19 protein-coding genes are annotated in these 21,297 nt (G+C 39.4%); 17 read left to right on the forward strand and 2 right to left on the reverse strand.

What is annotated here, in order from left to right; translation table 11 throughout:
• The first annotated feature begins 3 nt into the window (after nt 1-3).
• The 14 genes from ACYSNQ_RS11815 to ACYSNQ_RS11880 all read left to right on the forward strand — a co-directional run bounded on the left by ACYSNQ_RS11815 (nt 4) and on the right by ACYSNQ_RS11880 (nt 17,261).
• A complete protein-coding gene (locus ACYSNQ_RS11815) occupies nt 4-801 on the forward strand; it encodes a WxL domain-containing protein (RefSeq protein ID WP_426083582.1) in 798 nt (265 codons plus the stop codon).
• A gap of 31 nt (nt 802-832) precedes the next feature.
• Complete coding sequence (locus tag ACYSNQ_RS11820) at nt 833-1,594, forward strand: WxL domain-containing protein (RefSeq protein ID WP_426083584.1); 762 nt, start codon at nt 833-835, stop codon at nt 1,592-1,594.
• Nucleotides 1,595-1,679: 85 nt separating this feature from the next.
• The gene (locus ACYSNQ_RS11825; RefSeq protein ID WP_426083586.1) at nt 1,680-2,771 is read left to right on the forward strand and encodes a DUF916 and DUF3324 domain-containing protein; all 1,092 of its coding nucleotides are present in this window, start codon (nt 1,680-1,682) and stop codon (nt 2,769-2,771) included.
• A 21-nt stretch (nt 2,772-2,792) separates the two neighbouring features.
• The gene (locus ACYSNQ_RS11830) at nt 2,793-3,458 is read left to right on the forward strand and encodes a hypothetical protein (protein WP_426083588.1); all 666 of its coding nucleotides are present in this window, start codon (nt 2,793-2,795) and stop codon (nt 3,456-3,458) included.
• A gap of 24 nt (nt 3,459-3,482) precedes the next feature.
• On the forward strand, nt 3,483-4,286 hold the full coding sequence (gene lepB, locus ACYSNQ_RS11835) for a signal peptidase I (protein ID WP_426083590.1): 804 nt from the start codon (nt 3,483-3,485) through the stop codon (nt 4,284-4,286).
• A 14-nt stretch (nt 4,287-4,300) separates the two neighbouring features.
• Entirely contained in the window at nt 4,301-5,008 is a 708-nt protein-coding gene (lepB, locus tag ACYSNQ_RS11840) for a signal peptidase I (protein WP_426083592.1), read from the forward strand.
• A gap of 15 nt (nt 5,009-5,023) precedes the next feature.
• Nucleotides 5,024-7,666 carry a YfhO family protein gene (locus ACYSNQ_RS11845; RefSeq protein ID WP_426083594.1) on the forward strand — a complete coding sequence of 881 codons (2,643 nt, stop codon included), beginning with the start codon at nt 5,024-5,026 and terminating at the stop codon, nt 7,664-7,666.
• Between the two features lie 170 nt (nt 7,667-7,836).
• Nucleotides 7,837-10,110: a bifunctional glutamate--cysteine ligase GshA/glutathione synthetase GshB gene (gene gshAB / locus ACYSNQ_RS11850; protein ID WP_426083596.1), complete on the forward strand. Its 2,274-nt coding sequence runs from the start codon at nt 7,837-7,839 to the stop codon at nt 10,108-10,110.
• A 421-nt stretch (nt 10,111-10,531) separates the two neighbouring features.
• Nucleotides 10,532-11,494 (forward strand): hypothetical protein, encoded by a 963-nt coding sequence (locus ACYSNQ_RS11855; protein WP_426083598.1) that lies wholly within the window; start codon nt 10,532-10,534, stop codon nt 11,492-11,494.
• Nucleotides 11,495-11,723: 229 nt separating this feature from the next.
• On the forward strand, nt 11,724-12,401 hold the full coding sequence (locus tag ACYSNQ_RS11860) for a response regulator transcription factor (protein WP_426083600.1): 678 nt from the start codon (nt 11,724-11,726) through the stop codon (nt 12,399-12,401).
• Nucleotide 12,402: 1 nt separating this feature from the next.
• Nucleotides 12,403-13,395, forward strand: coding sequence for a sensor histidine kinase (locus tag ACYSNQ_RS11865; protein ID WP_426083602.1), 993 nt, complete (start codon nt 12,403-12,405; stop codon nt 13,393-13,395).
• Between the two features lie 132 nt (nt 13,396-13,527).
• On the forward strand, nt 13,528-14,283 hold the full coding sequence (locus tag ACYSNQ_RS11870; RefSeq protein ID WP_426083604.1) for an ABC transporter ATP-binding protein: 756 nt from the start codon (nt 13,528-13,530) through the stop codon (nt 14,281-14,283).
• Nucleotides 14,284-14,289: 6 nt separating this feature from the next.
• Entirely contained in the window at nt 14,290-16,284 is a 1,995-nt protein-coding gene (locus ACYSNQ_RS11875) for an FtsX-like permease family protein (RefSeq protein ID WP_426083606.1), read from the forward strand.
• 281 nt (nt 16,285-16,565) lie between these two features.
• The gene (locus ACYSNQ_RS11880) at nt 16,566-17,261 is read left to right on the forward strand and encodes a glucosamine-6-phosphate deaminase (RefSeq protein WP_426083608.1); all 696 of its coding nucleotides are present in this window, start codon (nt 16,566-16,568) and stop codon (nt 17,259-17,261) included.
• Nucleotides 17,262-17,472: 211 nt separating this feature from the next.
• On the opposite strand, the gene ACYSNQ_RS11885 is transcribed toward ACYSNQ_RS11880, so the two are convergent.
• Both ACYSNQ_RS11885 and ACYSNQ_RS11890 read right to left on the reverse strand, forming a co-directional pair.
• A complete protein-coding gene (locus ACYSNQ_RS11885; RefSeq protein WP_426083610.1) occupies nt 17,473-17,880 on the reverse strand; it encodes a hypothetical protein in 408 nt (135 codons plus the stop codon).
• A 24-nt stretch (nt 17,881-17,904) separates the two neighbouring features.
• Nucleotides 17,905-18,342, reverse strand: coding sequence for a YueI family protein (locus tag ACYSNQ_RS11890; RefSeq protein ID WP_426083612.1), 438 nt, complete (start codon nt 18,340-18,342; stop codon nt 17,905-17,907).
• Nucleotides 18,343-18,545: 203 nt separating this feature from the next.
• Between ACYSNQ_RS11890 and ACYSNQ_RS11895 the strand changes: the two genes are divergently transcribed.
• From ACYSNQ_RS11895 to ACYSNQ_RS11905, 3 genes are read left to right on the forward strand one after another with little or no spacing between them, the layout of a single operon-like run.
• Nucleotides 18,546-19,493 carry an ABC transporter permease gene (locus ACYSNQ_RS11895; RefSeq protein ID WP_426083614.1) on the forward strand — a complete coding sequence of 316 codons (948 nt, stop codon included), beginning with the start codon at nt 18,546-18,548 and terminating at the stop codon, nt 19,491-19,493.
• A complete protein-coding gene (locus ACYSNQ_RS11900) occupies nt 19,490-20,458 on the forward strand; it encodes an iron chelate uptake ABC transporter family permease subunit (protein ID WP_426083616.1) in 969 nt (322 codons plus the stop codon). Before ACYSNQ_RS11895 ends, ACYSNQ_RS11900 begins: the two co-directional genes overlap by 4 nt.
• Nucleotides 20,455-21,213, forward strand: a complete 759-nt coding sequence (locus ACYSNQ_RS11905; protein WP_426083618.1) for an iron ABC transporter ATP-binding protein — start codon at nt 20,455-20,457, stop codon at nt 21,211-21,213. Before ACYSNQ_RS11900 ends, ACYSNQ_RS11905 begins: the two co-directional genes overlap by 4 nt.
• The last annotated feature ends 84 nt before the right edge of the window (nt 21,214-21,297 follow it).

Raw genomic sequence — 21,297 nt, forward strand, 5'->3', positions numbered from 1 at the left:
AACATGAAGCAAGTCAAACTGGCAACGTTGTTGTTGCTGCCGCTATTCTCTGCAGCCCTGTTTGGTTTTTCTGAAACGGCCAGAGCAGAATCATGGTCTGGCAACGGAAAGGTCGGTTTTGAAGGGTCGTATGAAAAAGAAATTAGAGACCCGGAACATCCTGATCAAGCTGCTGATCCAGGCGACAGCCCGTCAACAGACGGCGATCTACGTATCGATTTTGTCCCGCAATTCAACTTCTGGGCAAATGCCAAGGTGGATGAAGATGTAATGATTTACGGCAATGCGCAGCTGTTTCACGGAGATACAGGTGCTCGAGGCAACTTTGTCCAAGTATCGGATTTTCGCGGAACTGGTAAAGGCTGGCTGCTGCAGGTTCGCCAAGAAACGCAGCTCAAAAATGATACAGCAGAGAGTAAAGAACTGGATGGTGCGGTGATTTCGCTTGGGGATTCCTGGGCAAATTCAACGAGAAGTGCTGATGAGGCACCCATCGTCCAAAAAGATGTGATTCGTATCGATAATATTGGACAGACCTACAATTTGGCTGAGGCAAAGACTGGAACTGGAGAAGGTTCATGGGCAATCATTTTCGGGGCATCAATTGAAAATGAAAATGGCATGACAGATACCCTAATTCCACGCTTGGATGCTGAAGGCAATCCTGTGACTGATCCTACGTTCGATAACAAAGCGATTTATCAAAATAAAGCATTAAGCTTGTCTATACCGGGGGCAACCAAAAAAGATCCGGTAGCTTACTCAACGGTGATAACTTGGATTTTGTCCGAGCTACCATAAATAACACACACATATTAGGAGGAAAACACAAATGAAAACTTCACACAAATTAGCTGGAGCTGCACTATTAGCAGCACTAGGACTAGGACTTGCAGCACCATCAATGACAAAAGCAGCACCAGGATATCCAGATGCAAAAACAGGCGTTGGCGAAGGTAAAATCAAATTTACTACAGACGATTCAACAAACCCAACGAACCTGCCGCCAGGTCAATCTACTGGAACACCAATGACTGAACCAACACAAAACCCAAATCCAGGACCATTGAAAATCGTTTCTGTAACAAACATGGACTTCGATACACATAAAATCGTAGCAAATGATACAGATAAGTCTTATGATGCACTACCATTTACTGATCCAGGTACTGGTCAAACGACTGCTCACTTCATCCGTTTCCAAGATATTCGTGCGGATGCAGCAACAACAAACAACTGGTGGACAGTAAAAGCTAAAATGACTAAACAGTTCACAAACGCTAATAACCAAGAGTTAACTGGTGCAACTTTGGATTACAAAGACATCACATTAGTAACAGGTACAAATGCAGCAACTAAACCATTAGCTCCAGCAACTTCGACTCAAACATTAGCACTAAATGCAGAAAAAGAATTTTACACTAACAGAGAAGCTGGTAAAGGTTTCGGTGTTTTTGAGTTAATGTTTGATGATAATGCAAATGCACAAGCTGGCACATACGATGGGATTACATTGAATGTACCAGGAACTAACGTATTGAAAGCTAGTGAATATAAAGCTGAAATTACTTGGACAATTGCAGAAGTTATCTAATCTATGATTCATTTAGCAATTGATTGAAAGGTCACCGATTCTTCGGAATCGGTGCCTTATTTTCAAGAAAAGAGAGGAACAATGAATGATTAAAAAAGCAGCAATTAAGCTAGTAAGCTTAGTGTACATAATCAGTATGCTTGCCGGGTTTTCAACAACGGCTAGCGCAGCGGAAACTCAGCAGGAATTAAAAGGATTTTCCTACAAAGTAGTTTTACCGGAAAACCAACATAATCCTGACGTAGGCTATTACGATTTACGTATGACGCCTAGTCAGCAGCAAACGATTCAAATGCAGCTAAACAACAGCTCAGATAAAGAAATAACTATTATGGTTAGTTTAAATGGGGCAAAAACCAACAGTAACGGTGTAATTGAATATGGCGAAAATGAGATTGAAAATGATGCATCATTGAAATATGACTTTGCGGATATAGTGAAAGCACCAGAAGAAGTGGTTGTTCCAGCCAACAGCTCGGAAATGTTAAACATGGAGATTACCATGCCGGAGGCTTCCTTTGAGGGGTATATTTCAGGTGCAGTAACCATTCAAGAAAAAGACGGAGAGGGACAGGAGACCAATACAGATCAAGGAATGATTGTGAACAAACTAGCCTATCAGACAGGAATCCTGCTAAGTGAAGCTGATTCTAATGAACTCAGTCCAGATATGAAATTAAATCGAGTATATCCAGAGCTAAATAATTTCCGTAATGCTATTTTTGTTAATTTCTCCAATGTTCAGCCAGTATATACAGACGATATGACCGTGGATGTGCAAATCATGGGCAAGGATTCCGATGAAGTTTTGTATGACACGAAAAAAGCCAATATGCGGATGGCTCCTAATTCGATGATTGATTTTCCAGTTTCCATGAACGGAGAACGGATGACACCAGGTGATTACCGCGCGAAAATCCTCGTAACAACCAAAGCCGGAGGCAAGTGGCAATGGGAAGAAAACTTCAAGATTACAGACGAAGAAGCAGACAAGTTCAACGAACAAGATTTGACCTTGGTTCAGGATGCCGGCATCAACTGGCAGCTAATCATCATGATTGTTGGTGGACTACTACTATTGATTTTGATCATCTTCTTAGTGATACGTTTACTTAAAAAGAAGAACAAGCAAAACAAAAGAAAAAAAGCCTCTTCAAAACGCAAAAAGAAAAAGTAGAGTGATAGAGGAGGCTTACTAATGGAAATACTTGATTGGCTGTTTATTGGCGCACTTTCTGCTGCCATTCTCTTTCTGGTTCTTGCACTGGTCTACTTTGTTCTAATTTTTGTAAACAGTTCTAAAGTAAAGAAAATGAAGCAGACAAAACCGAAGAAAAAGAAAAAGCGGAAACGCTGGCGTCGTGCCTGCCGGATGCTTGAGAAGAAAAAGAGTGCTTCGATTCGTTCTTTTGTCCTGTTTTTTGTGTTGGCCTCTCTAGGAGGAGGGACGGCTTTTTATGCCCGTTATTATCAAGCAACAAATCTGGGAAAAGAAGACTCAGAAGCGCTGATTCAAGGCTATTACCTCATCGCCAACATTGAAGAGCAGCTGAATCAAATTCCAGGAACCGATAATCCTAAAAAAATCCAGGGGAATATTTATGACCTGTCTGCTCGGTTGGCGAATTATGGTGTGCGGACAGCCGATGGCCGATTGAGTGCAGAAGGGCAAAAAGACTTAAACCGCCTCTATGCAAACATGAAGGAGCTAGGGTTGAACTTAGGGAGTCAAACGATTGAAACGTTAAGTGACCAGACAACGCTGGAAGCATATCAGGCTGATTTAGAGAAAACAAAAACGAATCAAAAGAAAGTGTTTGAACACTTCCGTATCAACGAAGACTCACTGAAGAAAAATAAGTGAGGATGAAATAAAGGAGTTTGTCTGATGACTCAATCTTCAAAAAAAAATAGTAGACGGACATCATCAAAATCAGAGCAGCAAGGGAAACAAAAAAAACAACAGAAAAAAATTTTAGTTCAACAGTCCCAAAAACGGCAAACTCAAAAGAGTTCAGTTAAAAGTAAGAAGAATGTTAGTAGGAAGCGAAAAAGTGATTCTCGTATTTTTCCTTTTGAATTTGGACGCGGTTCGTTTTTTTCAGGACCTCAGTCTTCAAAAAAAAGAAAAAAGCGCGGTAGAAATTATAAGAAACTGCTGACAGAATTACTCTTAAGCAGTGTAATTGTGGTTATCCTTGTTTATGCTATTTCGTTGTTTACCTTTGCACTCCCCAAAGTATCTGGCTACGGTATGATGACTGTGCTTGAAGAGGGAGACCGCTTATTTGTCAATCGCCTAGGGAAAATCGATCGATTTTCCCTTGTTTACTTTCGAGTACCTGGACGTAAGGAAGAAGTCTCGATTCGGCGTGTGGTTGGGCTTCCCGGTGAAGAGATAGCATACAAGGAAGACCGATTATGGGTGAATGGTGAAGAAAAAGTGGAGCGGTTCTTGATTGCGCAGGTTCAGACTGCAAAAAAAGCAGGGTATCAGCTGACAGAGGATTTTACAAGTCAGGATATTTCTGGAGCTGAACGGGGTGTTATTCCAGAAGGAAAGTACCTTGTTTTAGGAGATAACCGAACTTTTGCTTCAGATAGCCGTTTTTATGGATTGGTTGATGAACAGGATATTATTGGAGTGGCTACAATGAAGCTGTTTCCTCTCCATGAAATGATGAAACTGTAAGAAAGACAGGATGAATGATGGATAATGAAAAGAAAAACAGTCGCTCGTCTGAAATCAGTAAAATACGCAGGAAACGGAAGCCAGTTCCGCAGAAGCGGCGGCGAAAACGAACGGCGGTAAAAAAAAGAGAGACTGAGCAACAGAAAAAGCTGCGGTTGTGGAAGCAACGAGTAAAAAAGGCTGCAGAAATAATGGAAACAGTGATTTTTCTTCTTTTTGTCTGCCTGTGTCTCTATTTTATGATTAATTTTAGGTCTCATGAAGTAGATGGACAATCGATGCTGCCGACTTTTCAGGATGGCGACCGCTTGTTAACGCATAAGGGGCAGGATATCCAGCGTTATGACATTGTGACCTTTGAACCAACAGATGAGCCGGGCAGCTCTTATGTGAAGCGGGTATACGGGTTGCCCGGCGACACCATCTATGTGAAGGAAAACCGCCTGTATCTTTTTAGAAATGGGCTTAGTCAAGCTGATATTGCCAAGCAGATAGAAGCTGGACAGCTGCCTGACAGTACAACAGTTGTTGCCCTTTCAGAAGAAAGTCAAGCAGCACTGGAAAATAAGGTAGAGATACCTGAGAAGCAATACTTTGTCTTAGGCGATAACCGGGGCAATTCTAAGGATAGTCGCTCTATCGGGCTGATTAATCAAGAGCAAATAGAAGGTGTAGTTAATTTTCGCTTCTATCCATTTGACCGTTTTGGTTTTGTCCACTAACGAATGGAGGGTATTATGAAGAAAAAAATAGGATCATTTATTAAAACACAAGGGATATTTATCAGCTTAAGTGTTGTGCTGCCAGTTATTATTATGGTGGTTGTTTATGCAAAAATTGGTGTTTATCCAGGAAGCGAACATCGAACGATTTTAGCCAGCGATGCTTTCTCACAATATTCCAATTTCTTTGCCAGCTTGAATAATGTGTTCAAGGGAGAGCAGAGTATTTTCTATATTTGGAATAGTTCAATGGGCTTAAATTACTGGGCATTTATGGCCTATTATTTAGGAGGAATTTTTAGTCCGCTGGTTGTTTTTTTCAATAACCTGCAAATGCCGGACTTTCTATACTATCTGACATTGCTGAAAATAGGCTGTATTGGCGGAGCGTTCTGGGTCTTTTCAGCGCAGACCTTCCGTTTACCAAAATGGAGTCACGTGATATTGAGTGTTTCTTATGCCTTAATGTCCTTTACGCTGGCGTATTCAGAAATCATTATGTGGCTGGATGCTTTGATGTATCTTCCTTTGATTACTTTAGGCATTCACCGAGTGATGGATAAGAAAAAACCGGCCTTATTATTTATCAGCTACTTTTTATTATTTATCTCGAATTTCTACATGGCGTTTATGGTAGGAATCTTTTCTTTCTTCTATTATTTCACCAGACTATTCACTGATCGCGAGCGCTATGGAAAAAGCATTACCATGTATTTTATTACCTCCTTATTAGCAGGCGGGGCTTCCATGGTCATGATTTTACCAACGATTCTTGATTTAAGAAATAATGGAGAAGCTCTTAGCACAATTACACGACTGAAAACACAAACAACTGGTCCATGGGATTTAGTGATTAAGAATATGATTGGTGTTTATGATAGTACAAAATTGTATTCTACCCCATTCATTTATGTGGGCTTACTTGGATTACTATTTTGTCTTTTCTTCTTTCTGACAAAAAAAATTCCGCGTCAAACAAAACTTTGTTTTGCCGGTCTCCTTATTGTGTTGATTGTCAGTTTCTATATAGAACCATTGAATTTATTGTGGCAAGGACTACATGTACCGAACATGTTTAATTTCCGTTTTAGTTTTCTTTTTTCATTTTTAGTATTGACGCTAGCTGGATATGGCTGGGAAAAGTATGAAAAGGAAGACTTTGATCAGCTTGTTACCCTGGTACTGGGTCTTTTGGGTGCCTACTTAGTCGTAAGGCTATTAACAAACAACGACGGGAAATATAGCTACTTAAGCTGGTTTAGTTTTGTCTTAACTCTGGTTTTTCTGATGTTCTATTTATTCAGCTTCTTTTTTATTAAAAAAATCAAAGGACAAAAATGGCTAGGTGCTCTGTTGGTTCTAATTGTTTGTTTAGAGGCTGGGTTGAACGGTTATGGCATTATTAATGGGATTGCTGTGGAATGGCATTATCCAAGCCGCAGCTATTACGCAGATCCATATGAATCAATTGAAACACTGGTAAATCAAACAAAAGAAGACAATACATCCTTTTATCGAATGGAAAACTTGAATCCTGTTTCTGCTAATGATGGGTTTAATTACGGCTATAGCGGGATAAATATGTTTTCTTCTATTCGAAATCGACATTCTTCCTATTATCTGAATGCGTTAGGCTATCGTTCATTAGGAACCAACCTGAATGTACGATATGCGAACAATACACTGTTAATGGATTCGTTGACGGCAATCAAATATAACATGGCACGGGAAGATGTTTTAAAATTTGGTTATCAAAAAATTGGCGAGCATGGCGACTTTAGTCTTTATGAGAACAAAAACGCGCTTCCTCTAGGTATTTTGACAGATGATGGTATTTATGAGGACGGAGCTGTGGAAACGCAGGCAACGCTTTTGAATCATTTAGCTGAAACAAATGAGGATTTCTTTACCTTTGATGATCTTGAACTAGTTTCTGCTAAAAATGTGGACATAGAAAAAGATAAAATAAATGTGACAGATGTTGTGACTTATACGCCTCAGAATTGGGATGAGCCGATTGAACTAGAATGGGCTGTAGATGTACCAGCGAAAAAGCAAGCTTACGTCAGTATCTATCCAGTAGACTATTTTACTTTTGGAATACCAGTAATAAAATTAGAGGTAGATGGTGTAGGATATGAAAGCTCTGTGGCGGAAACTGGTCAATATTACTCATTGGGCTACCATGAGCAAGCCAAAAAAGTAACCTTTAAAATGACGATTTCTAATCTTAGAGAAGACGAAAAGGATGTTTTTCAAATTGTTCAGCCGGATGCTGCCTTTTTAGATACAGATAAATTTGTAAATGCTGTAGAAAAAGCAAAGGAAAAGGGCGTGGATTTAGAGGTGACCGGTCGTCGAGCGACTGCCGAGGTTGACTTAGACGAAGATCAGGTATTATTTACCAGTATTCCTTATGACAAAGGCTGGAAAGCATATATTGACGGAAAACGTGTGGATATCCCAACCTTTAAACAAGCGCTGTTGACGCTGCCGATTAGTGCCGGAAAACATACGGTTGAATTTGTCTTCTTGCCAGAAGGGCTAATTATTGGTGTTGTATTATTAATTCTCTGTATAGCTGGATTTATTGGCTATTTGTGGTGGTTAAAGCAAAAAGCAAAAGACCCTTACTGGAAAGATTCTACTGAAGAATAAAATAATGAAAATAAGTCCTTGAAGGTGGTGAGTAAAGCAGCTTTCAAGGGCTTATTTTAATCTGCGGACGACTTCATATTATTTAATTAAACAGAAAGATTCTCTTTCAGAAGGTTTTTCTATATAATAGTAAGTAATGTAAACAGTTCTATGAACAGAAAGGCGATAAGATGAAGTTAAAAGAGCTATTAATAAAAGATACTGTGCGTCCTTATGCAATGGCTGCACGTTTTGGTATTGAGAAAGAAAGTCAGCGTGTGACTCTGGATGGTCAGCTGGCGCAGACAGATCATCCTGAGGTATTAGGTAATAGATCCTATCATCCATATATTCAGACCGATTTTAGTGAAACGCAAATGGAGCTGATAACCCCTGTTGCAGATTCTGTCACAGGCGTTTTACGCTATTTAGCCGCAGTTCACGATGTCGCACTCCGTTCGATGAGTCATCAGGAAATGCTCTGGCCGTTAAGCATGCCGCCGAAGCTGCCGAATGACAATAAAGAAATTAAAATTGCTAAATTAGATAAGTACGAGGATGTTCTCTATCGTCGTTATCTTGCCAGAGAATACGGAAAAAGAAAACAAATGGTTAGCGGTATTCATTTCAATTTTGAATATGCTGAAAGCCTAGTTGTTCAAATGTATCAGGCTCAGGAAGAGTATAAAACGATTGAACAGTTTAAAAATATGCTGTATATGAAAGCTTCACGAAATTACTTGCGTTATCGCTGGCTGATTACTTATTTATTTGGTGCGTCTCCAGTGAGTGAGGAAGGCTTTTTTGATGAGAATGAAGAACAGCCGGAAATGCCTGTTAGAAGCATCCGCAATAGCTCGTTCGGCTATCGAAACCGGGAAAATGTCAAGGTTTCTTATGCTTCTCTTGAAGGGTATATTGAGGATATTCAGACGATGGTTGAGAACGGTATTCTATCGGAGGAAAAGGAATTTTATGCATCAGTCAGACTTCGAGGCGGCAAGAGCATGGCAGACTTACCGGGTAAAGGTATTCGCTATATTGAATTGAGAAATATTGATTTGAATCCGTTCGCTATTTTTGGTATTGATGAGGAAACGTTGGATTTTCTTCAATTGTTTATGCTGTTTCTTTTATGGACAGAGGAAAAGGAAAGTGCGGATGAATGGGTAGCAACAGGAGAATTCCTTAATGAGCAGGTAGCAATGGGACATCCATACTCGATGATTAATTTACTTTCAGAGGGCGACCGTATCTTTACAGAAATGAGTGAAATGGTTACTGAGTTGGGGATTTACGGCAGAAAAGAGCTGTTGACAACTTATCAGGAGCAGCTGAGAGCACCGCACATGACAGTTTCCGGAAAAATGTGGACAATTATTGAAGCAAATTCCAACAATGAGCTGGGAATTGTTTATGGAAAAGAATATCAGCTAAAAGCCTTTGAGCGTCCTTATCAGCTAGCTGGCTTTAGAAATATGGAGTTATCCACTCAGCTCTTTTTATTCGATGCCATTCAAAAGGGATTGGAAATTGAGATTTTAGATGAGGAGGAGCAATTTCTGAAGCTGAAGCATAAAAAACATGTAGAATATGTTAAAAATGCGAATATGACTAGTAAAGATAGTTATATTGTTCCGTTGATTATGGAAAATAAAACAGTGACTAAAAAAGTTTTGGCAAAGGCAGGGTTCAGAGTCCCTCGGGGTGATGAGTTTGCTTCACAAGCGGAAGCGGAACGGGCATATCTGCGGTATGAAAAACAAGCTTTTGTAGTTAAGCCAAAGTCAACAAATTATGGATTAGGCATTTCTATTTTTAAAGAGGGCGCTTCTGGAAAAGACTATCAGGAAGCATTGAAATTAGCTTTTAGAGAGGATAAGTCGGTGCTGGTGGAAGAGTTTATTGAAGGAACAGAATACCGCTTCTTTGTATTAGATAATCAGGTCAAAGCTATCCTGCAGAGAATTCCTGCCAATGTTGTGGGAGACGGTATCCGTTCAGTGGAGGAACTGGTAGCAGAAAAGAATCTTCATCCGCTTAGAGGAACAAATCACCGTGCACCGCTGGAATTGATCCAGTTAGGTGAGCTGGAACAGCTAATGCTTAAGGAGCAGGACTTGATTATTCATTCGGTTCCTGAAAAAGACAGGATTGTCTATTTAAGAGAAAATTCAAATATTAGTACTGGCGGGGATTCCATTGATGTAACAGATCAGATTGATGACAGCTACAAGCAGATAGCTGTTGCTGCAGTCAAAGAGCTGGGAGCGAAAATCTGCGGGATTGATTTAATCATACCGGACAAGTCTATTCCAGCTAATCAGGGGAAAAATACGTATGGTATCATTGAAGCAAATTTTAATCCAGCGATGCATATGCATGCGTATACTTATGCTGGTACTGGTCGAAGACTCACTATGGATGTATTAAAATTGTTGTATCCGGAAGTGTTTGAACAATGAGTGAAAAGAGCTGATTTAAATAAATCTTTAAGGTAAAACGAATTTAAAAGAAGTGTTTTATCCCGAGAGTCCGCTGAAATGTACGAAAATGAAAGGAAGCACGAAGGTAAGCGAGTCTTTGTTGGCTATATCCTGTTCGCCGCTCTTCAATTTTTTGAGCATTTCAGCTTGTTTGTTAAGAAGAGATTTTTGCTCCCCCTCGTTTGTTCGGTTTCCTATGAGTAAGAGCCTCTCTCTACTGGCCGCTGGGAAAAGCCAATCCGTTTCTGTAAATTTTCACGAAGATACCATTAGATTTTTGGGCCAGCTTGAACATAAAAATTTGAATAATAGCATAAAAAAACAAATTTATTTCAAATTAAATAGAGCAGTTTATAAAATTTATGTTATAATTTTTTTGTAAAAAGAAAGGATGGTAAAAATGAAAAGATGGCAAAAACTTGTTGGAACTATTGGGTTAGGTTTGGTGTTTGCTTCTCCTATGGGAGTAAATGCAGAAGGAGAAGAATATATTCATGTTCCAGGATATACATTAAAGGATCGTTTGATTCGTGAAACAACTGATAAATCTTCAGAGAAGTGGTATGAAAAAATGGAGGTACTTTCAGAACGGTTTGGTAATGGGGAGCTGACATCTGAAGAATTTAATGAGCAATATGAGCAGCTGGAGCAGGCAAGAATTGAAGAAGAAGAATTGATTAATCAGTTTAGTTTGATAAAAAAAGATACAGTAAAAGAAATGAGAGAAATCGATTATGATTGGGAAGATGCTCATTTGCATGGTCTTGAATATGCTGAAAATTTAGAATCCTTGGGGGGAGAATTTATCAATGGGATTGTTGATTTTAGACCGATTCAAAACTTGACTACGCTGAAAGAAATCTGGGTTCAATACGCAGATCAAGCCACGTTGAGAGAGTTTAAAAAATTAACTAATCTAGAAGTTTTGCGTTTATCTGGTGAAGGTTTTGCTTCTGAAGAAGAGAGGGAAGAAGCGGAGCAGCACGCACGAGAGCAAGACAAAAGCATGCCGCTTTACACTCAAGCTGCATTGACTGATATTTCTGCATTGTCAAATGCAACCAATTTGAGTTCAGTTCGAGTATATAGTAAAGGTGTCTTGCCTACGATTACCTTGAAGCGAGGAACAACAAGCTATCAACTGTATGATCCGATTATTTCATCTAGTCAGTTTGATGGTGCAACAATGAATTATGTATCCCAGATTGTGGATAATTATGATTTTGAACCTTATGAAAGCAGCGAAGAGTTGAAGTGGGAAGGACTAACTGGAACTGAAGAATTCTTACTATTTAACTGGTCAATTAAAAAAGGAAATAACGAATTTTCAGGTGAAGCACAAATCCCTATTCGTTGGAGATAGTGCTGTAAATCTTTTAAGTAGAATCAGAACTTAGTATTCAAATAAATATAGATTTTGGAACACCTGTCGATTTCGGCAGGTGTTTTTAAGGCTCTTTAACTGCTAAAAGATGTCAATTTGTCACAAACAGCGCAGTAATCATCTTGATTTTCTAAATAGCTGTCTCTATAAAATTTAAATATGGTACACTGAAAAAGAAGCAGTTTCGTGTGGAGAGGAGAGTCATTAGATGAAAAAAATATATATAGTAGAAGATGATCGGCACATTGTTGAGACAGTAGCAGATTTTCTAAGAAAATGGAATTTTGAGGTGCAGTCTACACAGAATTTTCAAGCAGTATTAGAAGAATTTCGCACCTGTCAGCCGGATTTGGTGATAATGGATATTTCACTGCCTTTTTATAATGGGTATCATTGGTGTACAGAAATTCGTAAAGAATCCCAGGTGCCGATCGTGTTTCTATCCTCAGCAGGGGATAATATGAATATTGTAATGGCGATGAACATGGGCGGCGATGATTTTATTGTAAAGCCCTTTGACTTGGAGGTGCTTGTCGCAAAAATTCAGGCAATTCTCAGAAGAAATCCCGGATTCACAGAAGCAAGGGTACTGAGCTATGAGAATTATGTGTTGAATTTAGAGGCCTTTGAAGTCTGTCATCGGGAACAGTGCGTGCCAGTTACAATGAATGAAACTAAGATTTTGGATTTGTTGTTTCAGCAGCCGGAAAAACTTGTACCTAAAGAGCAAATTATGGAGAAGCTTTGGGAGAACGAGGCATTTATCGACAGCAATACTTTATCGGTGAATATGACTCGTTTGAGAAAGAAGGTCAGTGATATTGGTTTGGATCAGTACATTCAGACGAAGAAAGGGAAAGGCTACCTTTTAGGAAAGGAAGACTAAGATGAAATTATTTTTCCGCTACTTATCAGATAGAAGAATAACAATTCTTACCTATATAGGGATGGTTCTGCTGTTTTGCACAACCTTCTTTTTATATGATGTCCCTTTTGTTGTCTATAGTGATGCGTTGCTGTTTTCACTATTTTTTCTGGTTATCATGATGAGTCTTCAGTTTTACTGTTATGTTAGAAAATATAAGCAGCTGGAGCTTGGTAAGAAGTCGGTTAAGCTTTATGTTCAAAGTAAAAAGAGCAGCCGATATTTACTTGAAGAAGAATACGAAGAACTGCTTAAGTCGCTTGATCAGGATTATCGAAAGGATATTGATGAAACGAAAAATGCCAACTATCAGCTGATGAATTACTATAGTCTGTGGAGCCATCAAATTAAAACACCGCTGGCGGTTTTAAATTTGAAGATGCAGGAGAACAAACTGGATCATACCGTATTAAAGCAGGAGCTGTTCAAAATTGATCAGTATCTGGAGATGATGCTGCAGTATCTGCGCTTGCGTCATACAGAAACGGATTTTGTTTTTGAAGAAGTAGATGTGGATCGGCTCATCAAGGAAACGATTAAAAAGTACGCCACCTTTTTTATTTATCAAGAGCTGTCTTTTTCAATGGAAGATACGGGTCAAAAGGTAATCAGCGACAAAAAATGGCTGCAGTTTGTAGTTGAGCAAATCTTAATTAATGCGATTAAATATACAGAAAGCGGCGGTATTCGTATTTACAGTAATCCGCTCAAACCAAAGGAAATTGTCATTGAAGATACAGGTATTGGCATTTTGCCGGAAGATATTTCCCGAGTATTTGATAGAGGCTATACCGGGTATAATGGACACAATCATCAGAAAGCCTCTGGTTTGGGACTATCAATGAGCAAAGAAGTCATGAGAAATCTAGGGCATCAGATTCAGTTGACCTCAGAGGTTGGTGTGGGTACCAAGGTCTGGCTGGACCTTAGTCAATACCGATACCAAATAGAATAAAGCTTACAGCAATGTAAGAACAGCGGTCAAAGTGTAAGTGGTCTTTGGCGGCTGTTTTGTTTTAATATAAAGAAGAGGAAATCAGCCAGTTTAAAAGGCCGATTTATTTTGATAACTGAAGGAGGAGCAGCAATGACGATGTTGGAGGTTACACATTTACAAAAAATATATCAGACCCGTTTTGGCGGAAATCAGGTAATAGCCTTGAAGGATATTTCTTTTCAAGTAGAAGAAGGAGAATACATAGCCATAATGGGAGAATCGGGATCAGGCAAGAGTACACTATTGAATATTCTGGCAACTTTAGATATCCCTACACAAGGAGCTGTACAGCTAAAAGGAATGAATATCACTGAAATTCCAGAAGGACGGCTGGCAGCTTTTAGAAGGGAGAACCTGGGATTTGTATTTCAGGACTTCAATTTATTGGACAATTTTTCTGTTAAGGACAATATCTTTCTGCCGCTGGTTCTTTCTAAGACAGCAGTTGGTGAGATGAAGCGCCGTCTACAGCCTCTGGCAGAAATATTGGGAATTAGTGATCTTCTGGAAAAATATCCCTATGAAATTTCCGGCGGACAAAAGCAAAGGGTAGCAGTTGCCCGTGCGTTAATCATGAAGCCTCAGATTATTTTAGCCGATGAGCCGACAGGTGCCCTGGATTCGAAGAGTTCGGAAAATCTGTTGGGATTATTTCAAGAAATCAATCAGCAAAATCAAACGATTTTGATGGTTACACACAGTGCGCTGGCTGCTAGCCGGGCCAATCGAATTTTGTTCATTAAAGATGGTCAAGTGTTTCATCAGTTGTATCGGGGGCAGCGGACGAATGAAGAGCTGCTGGCAGATATTTCCAAGACAATGACGACATTGCTGGCGAAGGGGTGAGAATAGATGCTGTATATGCGTTTAGCTTATAATAATCTGAAGAAAAATCGGACAGTTTATATTCCATTTGTCCTAGCAACAATATTTACTGTTGTTTTAAATATTATTATGCAGGTGATGCTTTACAACAAAGGGATGGATAATTTGCCTCAGGCAGATTCGGTTAAGATGATGTTTGGTTTTGGTAGTATAGTCATCATGATTTTTTCATTTGTCTTTACGTTCTATACTCACAGCTTCCTTATCAAGCGGAGAAAAAAGGAGCTGGGATTATATAACATTTTAGGGATGGATAAAAGCAATTTAACGGTAATGATGCTCTTTGAAAACATCTATGCACTGGTAATTACGCTGATTCTGGGTATTATTTCAGGTGTGATTTTTTCTAAGCTAATGTTTTTGGTATTAAAAAAACTGATGGGAATTGGAACGGATTTTACGTATCTGCTATCCTTTGAATCAGTAGTAAGAGTCATCGTCTTGTTCGCTGGAATCTTTCTCTGTACATTTTTATACGATATGTGGGAGGTTCGTAAGACGAAACCGATAGAGCTTCTAGGACAGTCAAAAGCTGGTGAAAAAGAGCCTAAAGCCAAATGGTTGTTTGCCTTAGTCGGACTGGTCTGTCTAGGTACCGGCTACGGTATATCCTTGACCATTCAGTCGCCAGTAGAAGCCTTGACGCTGTTCTTTGTAGCGGTAGTCTTAGTGATTATTGGAACATATAGTCTATTTATTGCTGGAAGTATTACCTTGCTGAAGCTATTGAAGAAAAGAGAAAGCTTCTATTATAAACCGTCAAATTTTATTTCTGTTTCGGGTATGATTTTTCGAATGAAACAGAACGGTGCTGGCTTAGCAACGATTTGCATCCTGTGTACAATGGCACTAGTGACAATTTCCTCCACAGTCTCTTTATATGTTGGGCGTGAGGACATTGTTCGTAATAGAAATCCATTTCAAAATACAATCAAGACTGCCGATATACCAGAAGCCGAAGTAGAGGAGCTGCTTCAGCAGACTGCAGTTGATAATAATCTAACTGTGAAAAACCTGCAGACGCTTCGTACGTCAACAGCAGTGGTCACAATCAAAGCAAAAGAGAACCGCTTCGAAGCTGCCAAAGAAGCCATGAGTGATTTTAAGAATATGACCGGCTTTCAGTTTATCCCATTAAGCGAATACAATCGAATTGAGCAGACCGAGAAAAAGTTAACAGAAAATGAAGTACTTGTCTATCCGATTTATGGCAGCTATGAATCAAAGGACATTCATATTGGCTCACAAGATTTCTCAGTGAAAGAAGTTCTGGAGGAGTTCAGTCTATCGCCTAAAAAAGAGGATGAAACAATTAGTTCTTTTCTGCTGGTAGTCTCTGATGGGCAGTTTCAGCAGATTTTAGATCAGGTAAAAGCAGACTTTAAAACTGGAGCTTACTCAGTCCAAAATCTGGTTGAGAATAACTTCATGTTTGAAACAGAGGGCTCTCTTAAAGACCGTATAAACCTGCCAAGTATGCTTCGGGAAAGACTGAGTATACTCGCCCAGCAAAATGACGGTAGTACGTATCTTGTCTCATCTTTGGATGAGGATCGTGAAGATAATAAGGCGTTGATGGGAGGCTTCCTGTTTATTGGGGTAATTTTCGGTTTAAGCTTCATTATCGCAACTACGCTGATTATTTTCTATAAACAGGTATCCGAAGGAAATGATGATCATGATCGGTTTGAAATAATGCAGAAGGTAGGTCTGAGTCACAAGGAAGTTCATCAAACGATTCAGCATCAGATTCTCCTGGTATTTTTCCTGCCGATTGCGGTGGCTGTGCTCCATCTGACAATTGCTTTTCCAATTATTAAAAAGCTGTTAGTATTATTTGGACTCATTAACAGCAGCCTGCTCTTAATGACAACAACCTTATGTGTAGGTGCCTTTGCACTCTGCTACTTCATCATTTACTGGCGCACATCCAGAATTTATTATCAGTTAGTTGAGCGGTAGAAATGCTCCGTTCCATTGTGAAGGTATTCATTTTTAGCTATGGATGAATTTTCAGATTGAAAATCGTCCATGGCTTTTTGAGTTTCCTAAAGTTAAATTTTTTCTTGCGAGTAAAGGAAATAGATGCTATTTATGGTTGTAAACTCAGTAACAGCAAAGGCTGGAGAGAGGTATATAGTTCATGTCCAGCTTCATGGATTCATCCAGTTTTTCCTATTGACATGGGAATGTTCCCACATTTTATAATAGAAAAAATAGCTACTATAGAATGGAGTGTTTAAATGAAAATCATTATTGAAAGCGATTTCGAAGCAATGAGCGAAACAACTAAAAATATTCTATTAGGCCATATGTCACAAGCTAAGCGTGTCAATCTGTCCATTACAGGTGGAAATACACCAGTCAAGGTCTATGAAAAACTGGTAAATATTATGAAAGGCAACTCTAGCTATACGAACGTTCATTACTACAATTTTGATGAGATTCCAGTGGAAGGGCAAGCTGAAGGGGTAACAATTAGTGACTTAAGACGCTTATATTTAACCCCAGCAGGAATTGATGAAAAAAATATTCATCCATTAACAGTAGAAAACTATGCTGAGCAAGACCAGTCTCTGGAGAATGTCGGCGGCTTGGATGGGATGCTGATTGGTCTAGGAAAAGATGGGCATTTTTGTGGAAATATGCCTGGAACAACAAAGTTTAATAATCTAACCTACAAGCTTACTGTAACGGGAGACGAGTCTTGGTTTGTTCCTGAGATGATGGAAAAAGGCCTGGAGTTTGTTACAATGGGACCTGCCAGTGTGATGAAAGTAAGACATCTGATTTTGATTGTTAACGGCTCTGAAAAAGCAGAAATGGTTCGCAGAGTATTAACTGGTCCTGTTAGCGAAGATGTCCCAGCATCCGTTTTGCAGCTGCATCCTAATTTAACTGTGATATTAGATAAAGAGGCAGCTAGTGCCTTGAATTAAGTTTTTAAATAGAAAATAAGAGGCAGTATCAAAGTGATTTGCTTTAAGAAATAAGCCTTACTATACGAAAATGATTACACATTTTCAATATAGTAAGGCTTATTTCCGAGAAAGCTGCTTTTGGAATACCGCTTATTCAGTTTTAAGGATATTAAAAGTCTGGGAATTTATTTATATCCCAGACTTATTTTTTGATACAGAAAATCAAATTTTAATAATCCAATTCCTTAATAGCAATCGTCTGTTTTGTTTCCTCTACCTCCAGACCAGTCATGCGCTCCCACCATTCCTTCATCTCACGTTCGTAAGCAACAGGGAAATCATTGACCACCGCCATAATTTCTCTACCTTGTAAACGAGCATAAGGGAAGTTCAGCATCAAATTATATTTTAGCTCAGTTAACAAACTATAGTACTGAAACATCATATAATACAGGGCTTCTTCATCTTCGGTAACCAGAATTTCCGGCGCCCCGTCCAGCATAAAGCCAAAGCTGCGCATCATAAAAGCCAGTGCGTCGCTATGCTCCATTTCGATTTCATCTACATCCTTTAGTAAGCGAATATGGGTGGTTAAAGCATCAGCCAGTTCCCTTTTCAATAAATGTTGTTCAATCATTTCTGTACTCCTCCATTCTTATCATCAGAATAAACTTCGCCAAAAACTTTTTTTCTCCGTAGATTTTGATTCATCTGTTGTGTGAGGATATTTTTTTTCAATATCGATTTCGTCTTCATTTACTGCTTGATCTGCAGCTAGAATTAAGCCAATAGCATCGGGATCACTGTTTTTAGCCTCATTTACAATCGTAAAACGACCATTGTGCTCATTAATCAGCTTAATATAAGCAGCTTGTAAAGGTGTATCCATTTTTCCGTTAAGCAAAACTGTACCAGCCGGGTGAGCAGCTAGTTCCTTTAAGAAGTTCTTTTTATCCTCTTCATTTTTCATTTGAGCCAGAGTCATTGTTACATAGCAGCGCTCTTTGAAAGTACCTAAGTATTTTCTTTGCTCATCAGGCTTTAGCTGTGGTGTGCCATAACGGGAGTTGTCTAAATGTTTTTGCAGTTCGTCACCCATGCGGGACCTCCTTTACTAGATTTAGTTGTCTAAATTATAGCATAAATAAAAAGCTAAATTCAGTAAAACCAGCTTTTTTGAAGCCGCAAGCTTTGACAATAATAGTAATAAAACTTCTGAAAACAGTTGCATTTACTCAGAAATTCGCCTAAACTATAAACTAAGAATGAAAATCATTCTCAATTAGAAAGAGGAGCATATGCGTGAAAAAAATAGGCCTATTTTTGTTTTTACTCCTTTTAGCATTCATATCGATATTTGTTGGAGTGAAAGACATTTCTTTTACTCAGCTTTTTCAATGGGATTCCGAGCAGCAGCTGGTACTGTTGACTACTCGAGTTCCCAGAACGGTCAGCTTGATGATTGCCGGCAGTACAATCAGTATTTCCGGTCTAATCATGCAGCACCTGACACAGAATAAATTTGTTTCGCCCAGTACAGCTGGAACGATGGACAGCGCCCGTTTGGGTATTTTAGTTGTGATGGTCTTTTTCCCTACAGCTCCGCTGTTGTTCCGTTCGTTTATTGCCTTTATTTTCGCTTTGGCGGGAACTTTGGTTTTTCTAACGCTGACTCGTTTTTTGCCAGCTAAAAATCAGGTGATGATTCCTTTGATTGGTGTGATGTTCGGAAATATCGTTGGATCAATCGCTACCTTTTTTGCCTACCAGTTTCAGCTGGTTCAGAACATGTCCAGCTGGCTTCAGGGAAATTTTTCAACAGTGATGAAGGGCAGCTATGAGCTGCTTTACCTGACAATTCCCTTGTTAATTCTGGTTTATGCTTTTGCCTACCGTTTTACGATTGCGGGTATGGGTGAAGATATGGCAACAAGTGTTGGGCTGAACTATCAGCGGACGCAGCTTCTAGGGTTAAGCATCGTGGCCTTAGCTAGTGCAGTTGTGCTGATAATGGTCGGCAGTATTCCTTTTTTAGGAGTGATTGTGCCGAATCTGGTCGCAATGCGTTATGGGGATCATATGAAAAATACACTGGGAATTACTGCAATAGCCGGCAGCATCTTTTTACTGTTGTGTGATATTTTGGCTCGTGTGGTCATAGCGCCGTATGAAATTCCTGTTAGTGTGGTTGTCGGTGTATTGGGCAGTATCATCTTTATCGCACTTCTGTTAAGGAGGCGTTCAGTATGAGAAAATTAGCCGGACGTTCAAGTACAAAGATTGCTTTACTGCTGCTGGCAGTGATTGCAGTTTGTTTTCTTTATCTTACGTATAAAACATACGGAAATTGGTCATTTGCTTTGGCTTTGAGAGGGAAGAAGCTGGCAGCTTTTATTCTGGTAGGGATTGGCTCCGCTTTTGGAACCATCAGCTTTCAGACTATGACACAGAATCATTTTCTGACACCGAATATTCTAGGCTTAGATTCCCTCTATGTTTTTATTCAAACCGTTTTATTTTTCTTTTTAGGCGGACAAGTAATTTTAGGACAGGAATCGCTTCTTCAGTTTCTGGGGAATATTCTGCTGATGATGGGAATCAGCATCCTGCTCTCCAAATTTTTATTGGGTAGAGGAAAAAATGATTTATTTTTATTATTGATGATAGGAATGATATTAGGGACATTTTTTAATAGTATCAGTACCTTTTTACAGGTTGTAATGGACCCGAACGAGTATGACTTACTACAAGGGAAACTATTTGCCAGCTTTGGCAACGTCAACAGTCATTATCTGCTGCTGGCTGGTCTTTTACTGGCGGTTTTTGCCGGATATCTTTGGCATCAAAGTCATGCACTGGATGTCCTTCATCTAGGACATGATCAAGCGATGAATCTGGGGATTGAAGTTTCAGGCTTTCAGCTGCTTGTGTTGATAGCGGTCAGCGGGATTGTCGGAATTTCAACTGCATTAGTAGGTCCGGTAACGTTTTTAGGTTTTATCGTGGCAAATATGAGCTATCAGCTGATGGGCACTTACCGTCACCGGGAATTATTTATCGGCGGTAGTTTGCTGGCAATTTTACTGCTAGTCTCCGGTCAATTTCTGGTAGAGCAAATCTTTGCTTTGAACACAACCTTGAGTATTGTGATAGAGTTTGGCGGCGGTGTCTATTTTGTCGGAAAAATCATCAGTGAAAGGAAGCAGAAAAAATGATCGAAATCAAAAATGTTTCAAAACGTTATGGAGAAAAGGTCGTTGTTTCAGAGGTTCAACTGCCGGTTGCCGAGCAAAAGCTGACTGCTTTTATCGGGCCAAATGGTGCAGGGAAAAGTACACTGCTTTCAATGATGAGCCGCTTAATACCTAAAGATACCGGAGAAATCTATTTAGATCATAGTGAAGTAAAATCCTGGAAGCAGAGCGAGCTGTCAAAAAAGCTGTCGATTCTAAAGCAGGCAAATAATATTGATTTAAAAATTTCTGTCAGAGAACTTGTTAGCTTTGGCCGCTTTCCTTATACTAAAGGCCGTCTAAAAAAAGAAGATTATGAAAAAATAGAAGAAGCGATGGCTCATCTTGGCTTAACAGAGCTGGCAGACGCCATGATTGATACCTTATCCGGCGGACAGCTTCAACGGGTGTATATTGCAATGGTCATTGCACAAGACACCAATTACATTCTGCTGGATGAACCTTTGAACAACCTGGACATGAATTATGCAGTTCAGATGATGCAGATTCTGCGTCGGCTGGTGGATGATTTCGGTAAGACGGTAGTGATTGTTCTTCATGACATCAACTTTGCTGCCAGCTATGCCGATGAGATTGTTGCAATGAAAGACGGCAAGATGTTCGCTCATGGCACTACTGATGAAATTATTCAATCGAAAACACTGAATAAGCTCTATGATATGAATATCCGAATTTGTGAAATTGAAGGAAAACGTTTCTGTATGTATTTTAGTTGAGAAACGAGGCAATAGAAGCTTGAAAAAAGTCAGATAGAAAACAAGTGGATTAACTAGGGGATTATCTGGCTAAATAACTATTTT

The sequence above is a fragment of the Enterococcus sp. LJL51 genome (genome assembly GCF_054871795.1).

Coding starts and splice junctions, on each gene's coding strand:
- ACYSNQ_RS11875 (WP_426083606.1), top strand. CDS start 14,290: ATGCTGTATATGCGTTTAGCTTATAATAATCTGAAGAAAAATCGGACA.
- ACYSNQ_RS11860 (WP_426083600.1), top strand. CDS start 11,724: ATGAAAAAAATATATATAGTAGAAGATGATCGGCACATTGTTGAGACA.
- lepB (WP_426083592.1), top strand. CDS start 4,301: ATGATGGATAATGAAAAGAAAAACAGTCGCTCGTCTGAAATCAGTAAA.
- ACYSNQ_RS11900 (WP_426083616.1), top strand. CDS start 19,490: ATGAGAAAATTAGCCGGACGTTCAAGTACAAAGATTGCTTTACTGCTG.
- lepB (WP_426083590.1), top strand. CDS start 3,483: ATGACTCAATCTTCAAAAAAAAATAGTAGACGGACATCATCAAAATCA.
- ACYSNQ_RS11845 (WP_426083594.1), top strand. CDS start 5,024: ATGAAGAAAAAAATAGGATCATTTATTAAAACACAAGGGATATTTATC.
- ACYSNQ_RS11890 (WP_426083612.1), bottom strand. CDS start 18,342: ATGGGTGACGAACTGCAAAAACATTTAGACAACTCCCGTTATGGCACA.
- gshAB (WP_426083596.1), top strand. CDS start 7,837: ATGAAGTTAAAAGAGCTATTAATAAAAGATACTGTGCGTCCTTATGCA.
- ACYSNQ_RS11870 (WP_426083604.1), top strand. CDS start 13,528: ATGACGATGTTGGAGGTTACACATTTACAAAAAATATATCAGACCCGT.
- ACYSNQ_RS11820 (WP_426083584.1), top strand. CDS start 833: ATGAAAACTTCACACAAATTAGCTGGAGCTGCACTATTAGCAGCACTA.
- ACYSNQ_RS11865 (WP_426083602.1), top strand. CDS start 12,403: ATGAAATTATTTTTCCGCTACTTATCAGATAGAAGAATAACAATTCTT.
- ACYSNQ_RS11830 (WP_426083588.1), top strand. CDS start 2,793: ATGGAAATACTTGATTGGCTGTTTATTGGCGCACTTTCTGCTGCCATT.
- ACYSNQ_RS11815 (WP_426083582.1), top strand. CDS start 4: ATGAAGCAAGTCAAACTGGCAACGTTGTTGTTGCTGCCGCTATTCTCT.
- ACYSNQ_RS11885 (WP_426083610.1), bottom strand. CDS start 17,880: ATGATTGAACAACATTTATTGAAAAGGGAACTGGCTGATGCTTTAACC.
- ACYSNQ_RS11825 (WP_426083586.1), top strand. CDS start 1,680: ATGATTAAAAAAGCAGCAATTAAGCTAGTAAGCTTAGTGTACATAATC.
- ACYSNQ_RS11880 (WP_426083608.1), top strand. CDS start 16,566: ATGAAAATCATTATTGAAAGCGATTTCGAAGCAATGAGCGAAACAACT.
- ACYSNQ_RS11855 (WP_426083598.1), top strand. CDS start 10,532: ATGAAAAGATGGCAAAAACTTGTTGGAACTATTGGGTTAGGTTTGGTG.
- ACYSNQ_RS11905 (WP_426083618.1), top strand. CDS start 20,455: ATGATCGAAATCAAAAATGTTTCAAAACGTTATGGAGAAAAGGTCGTT.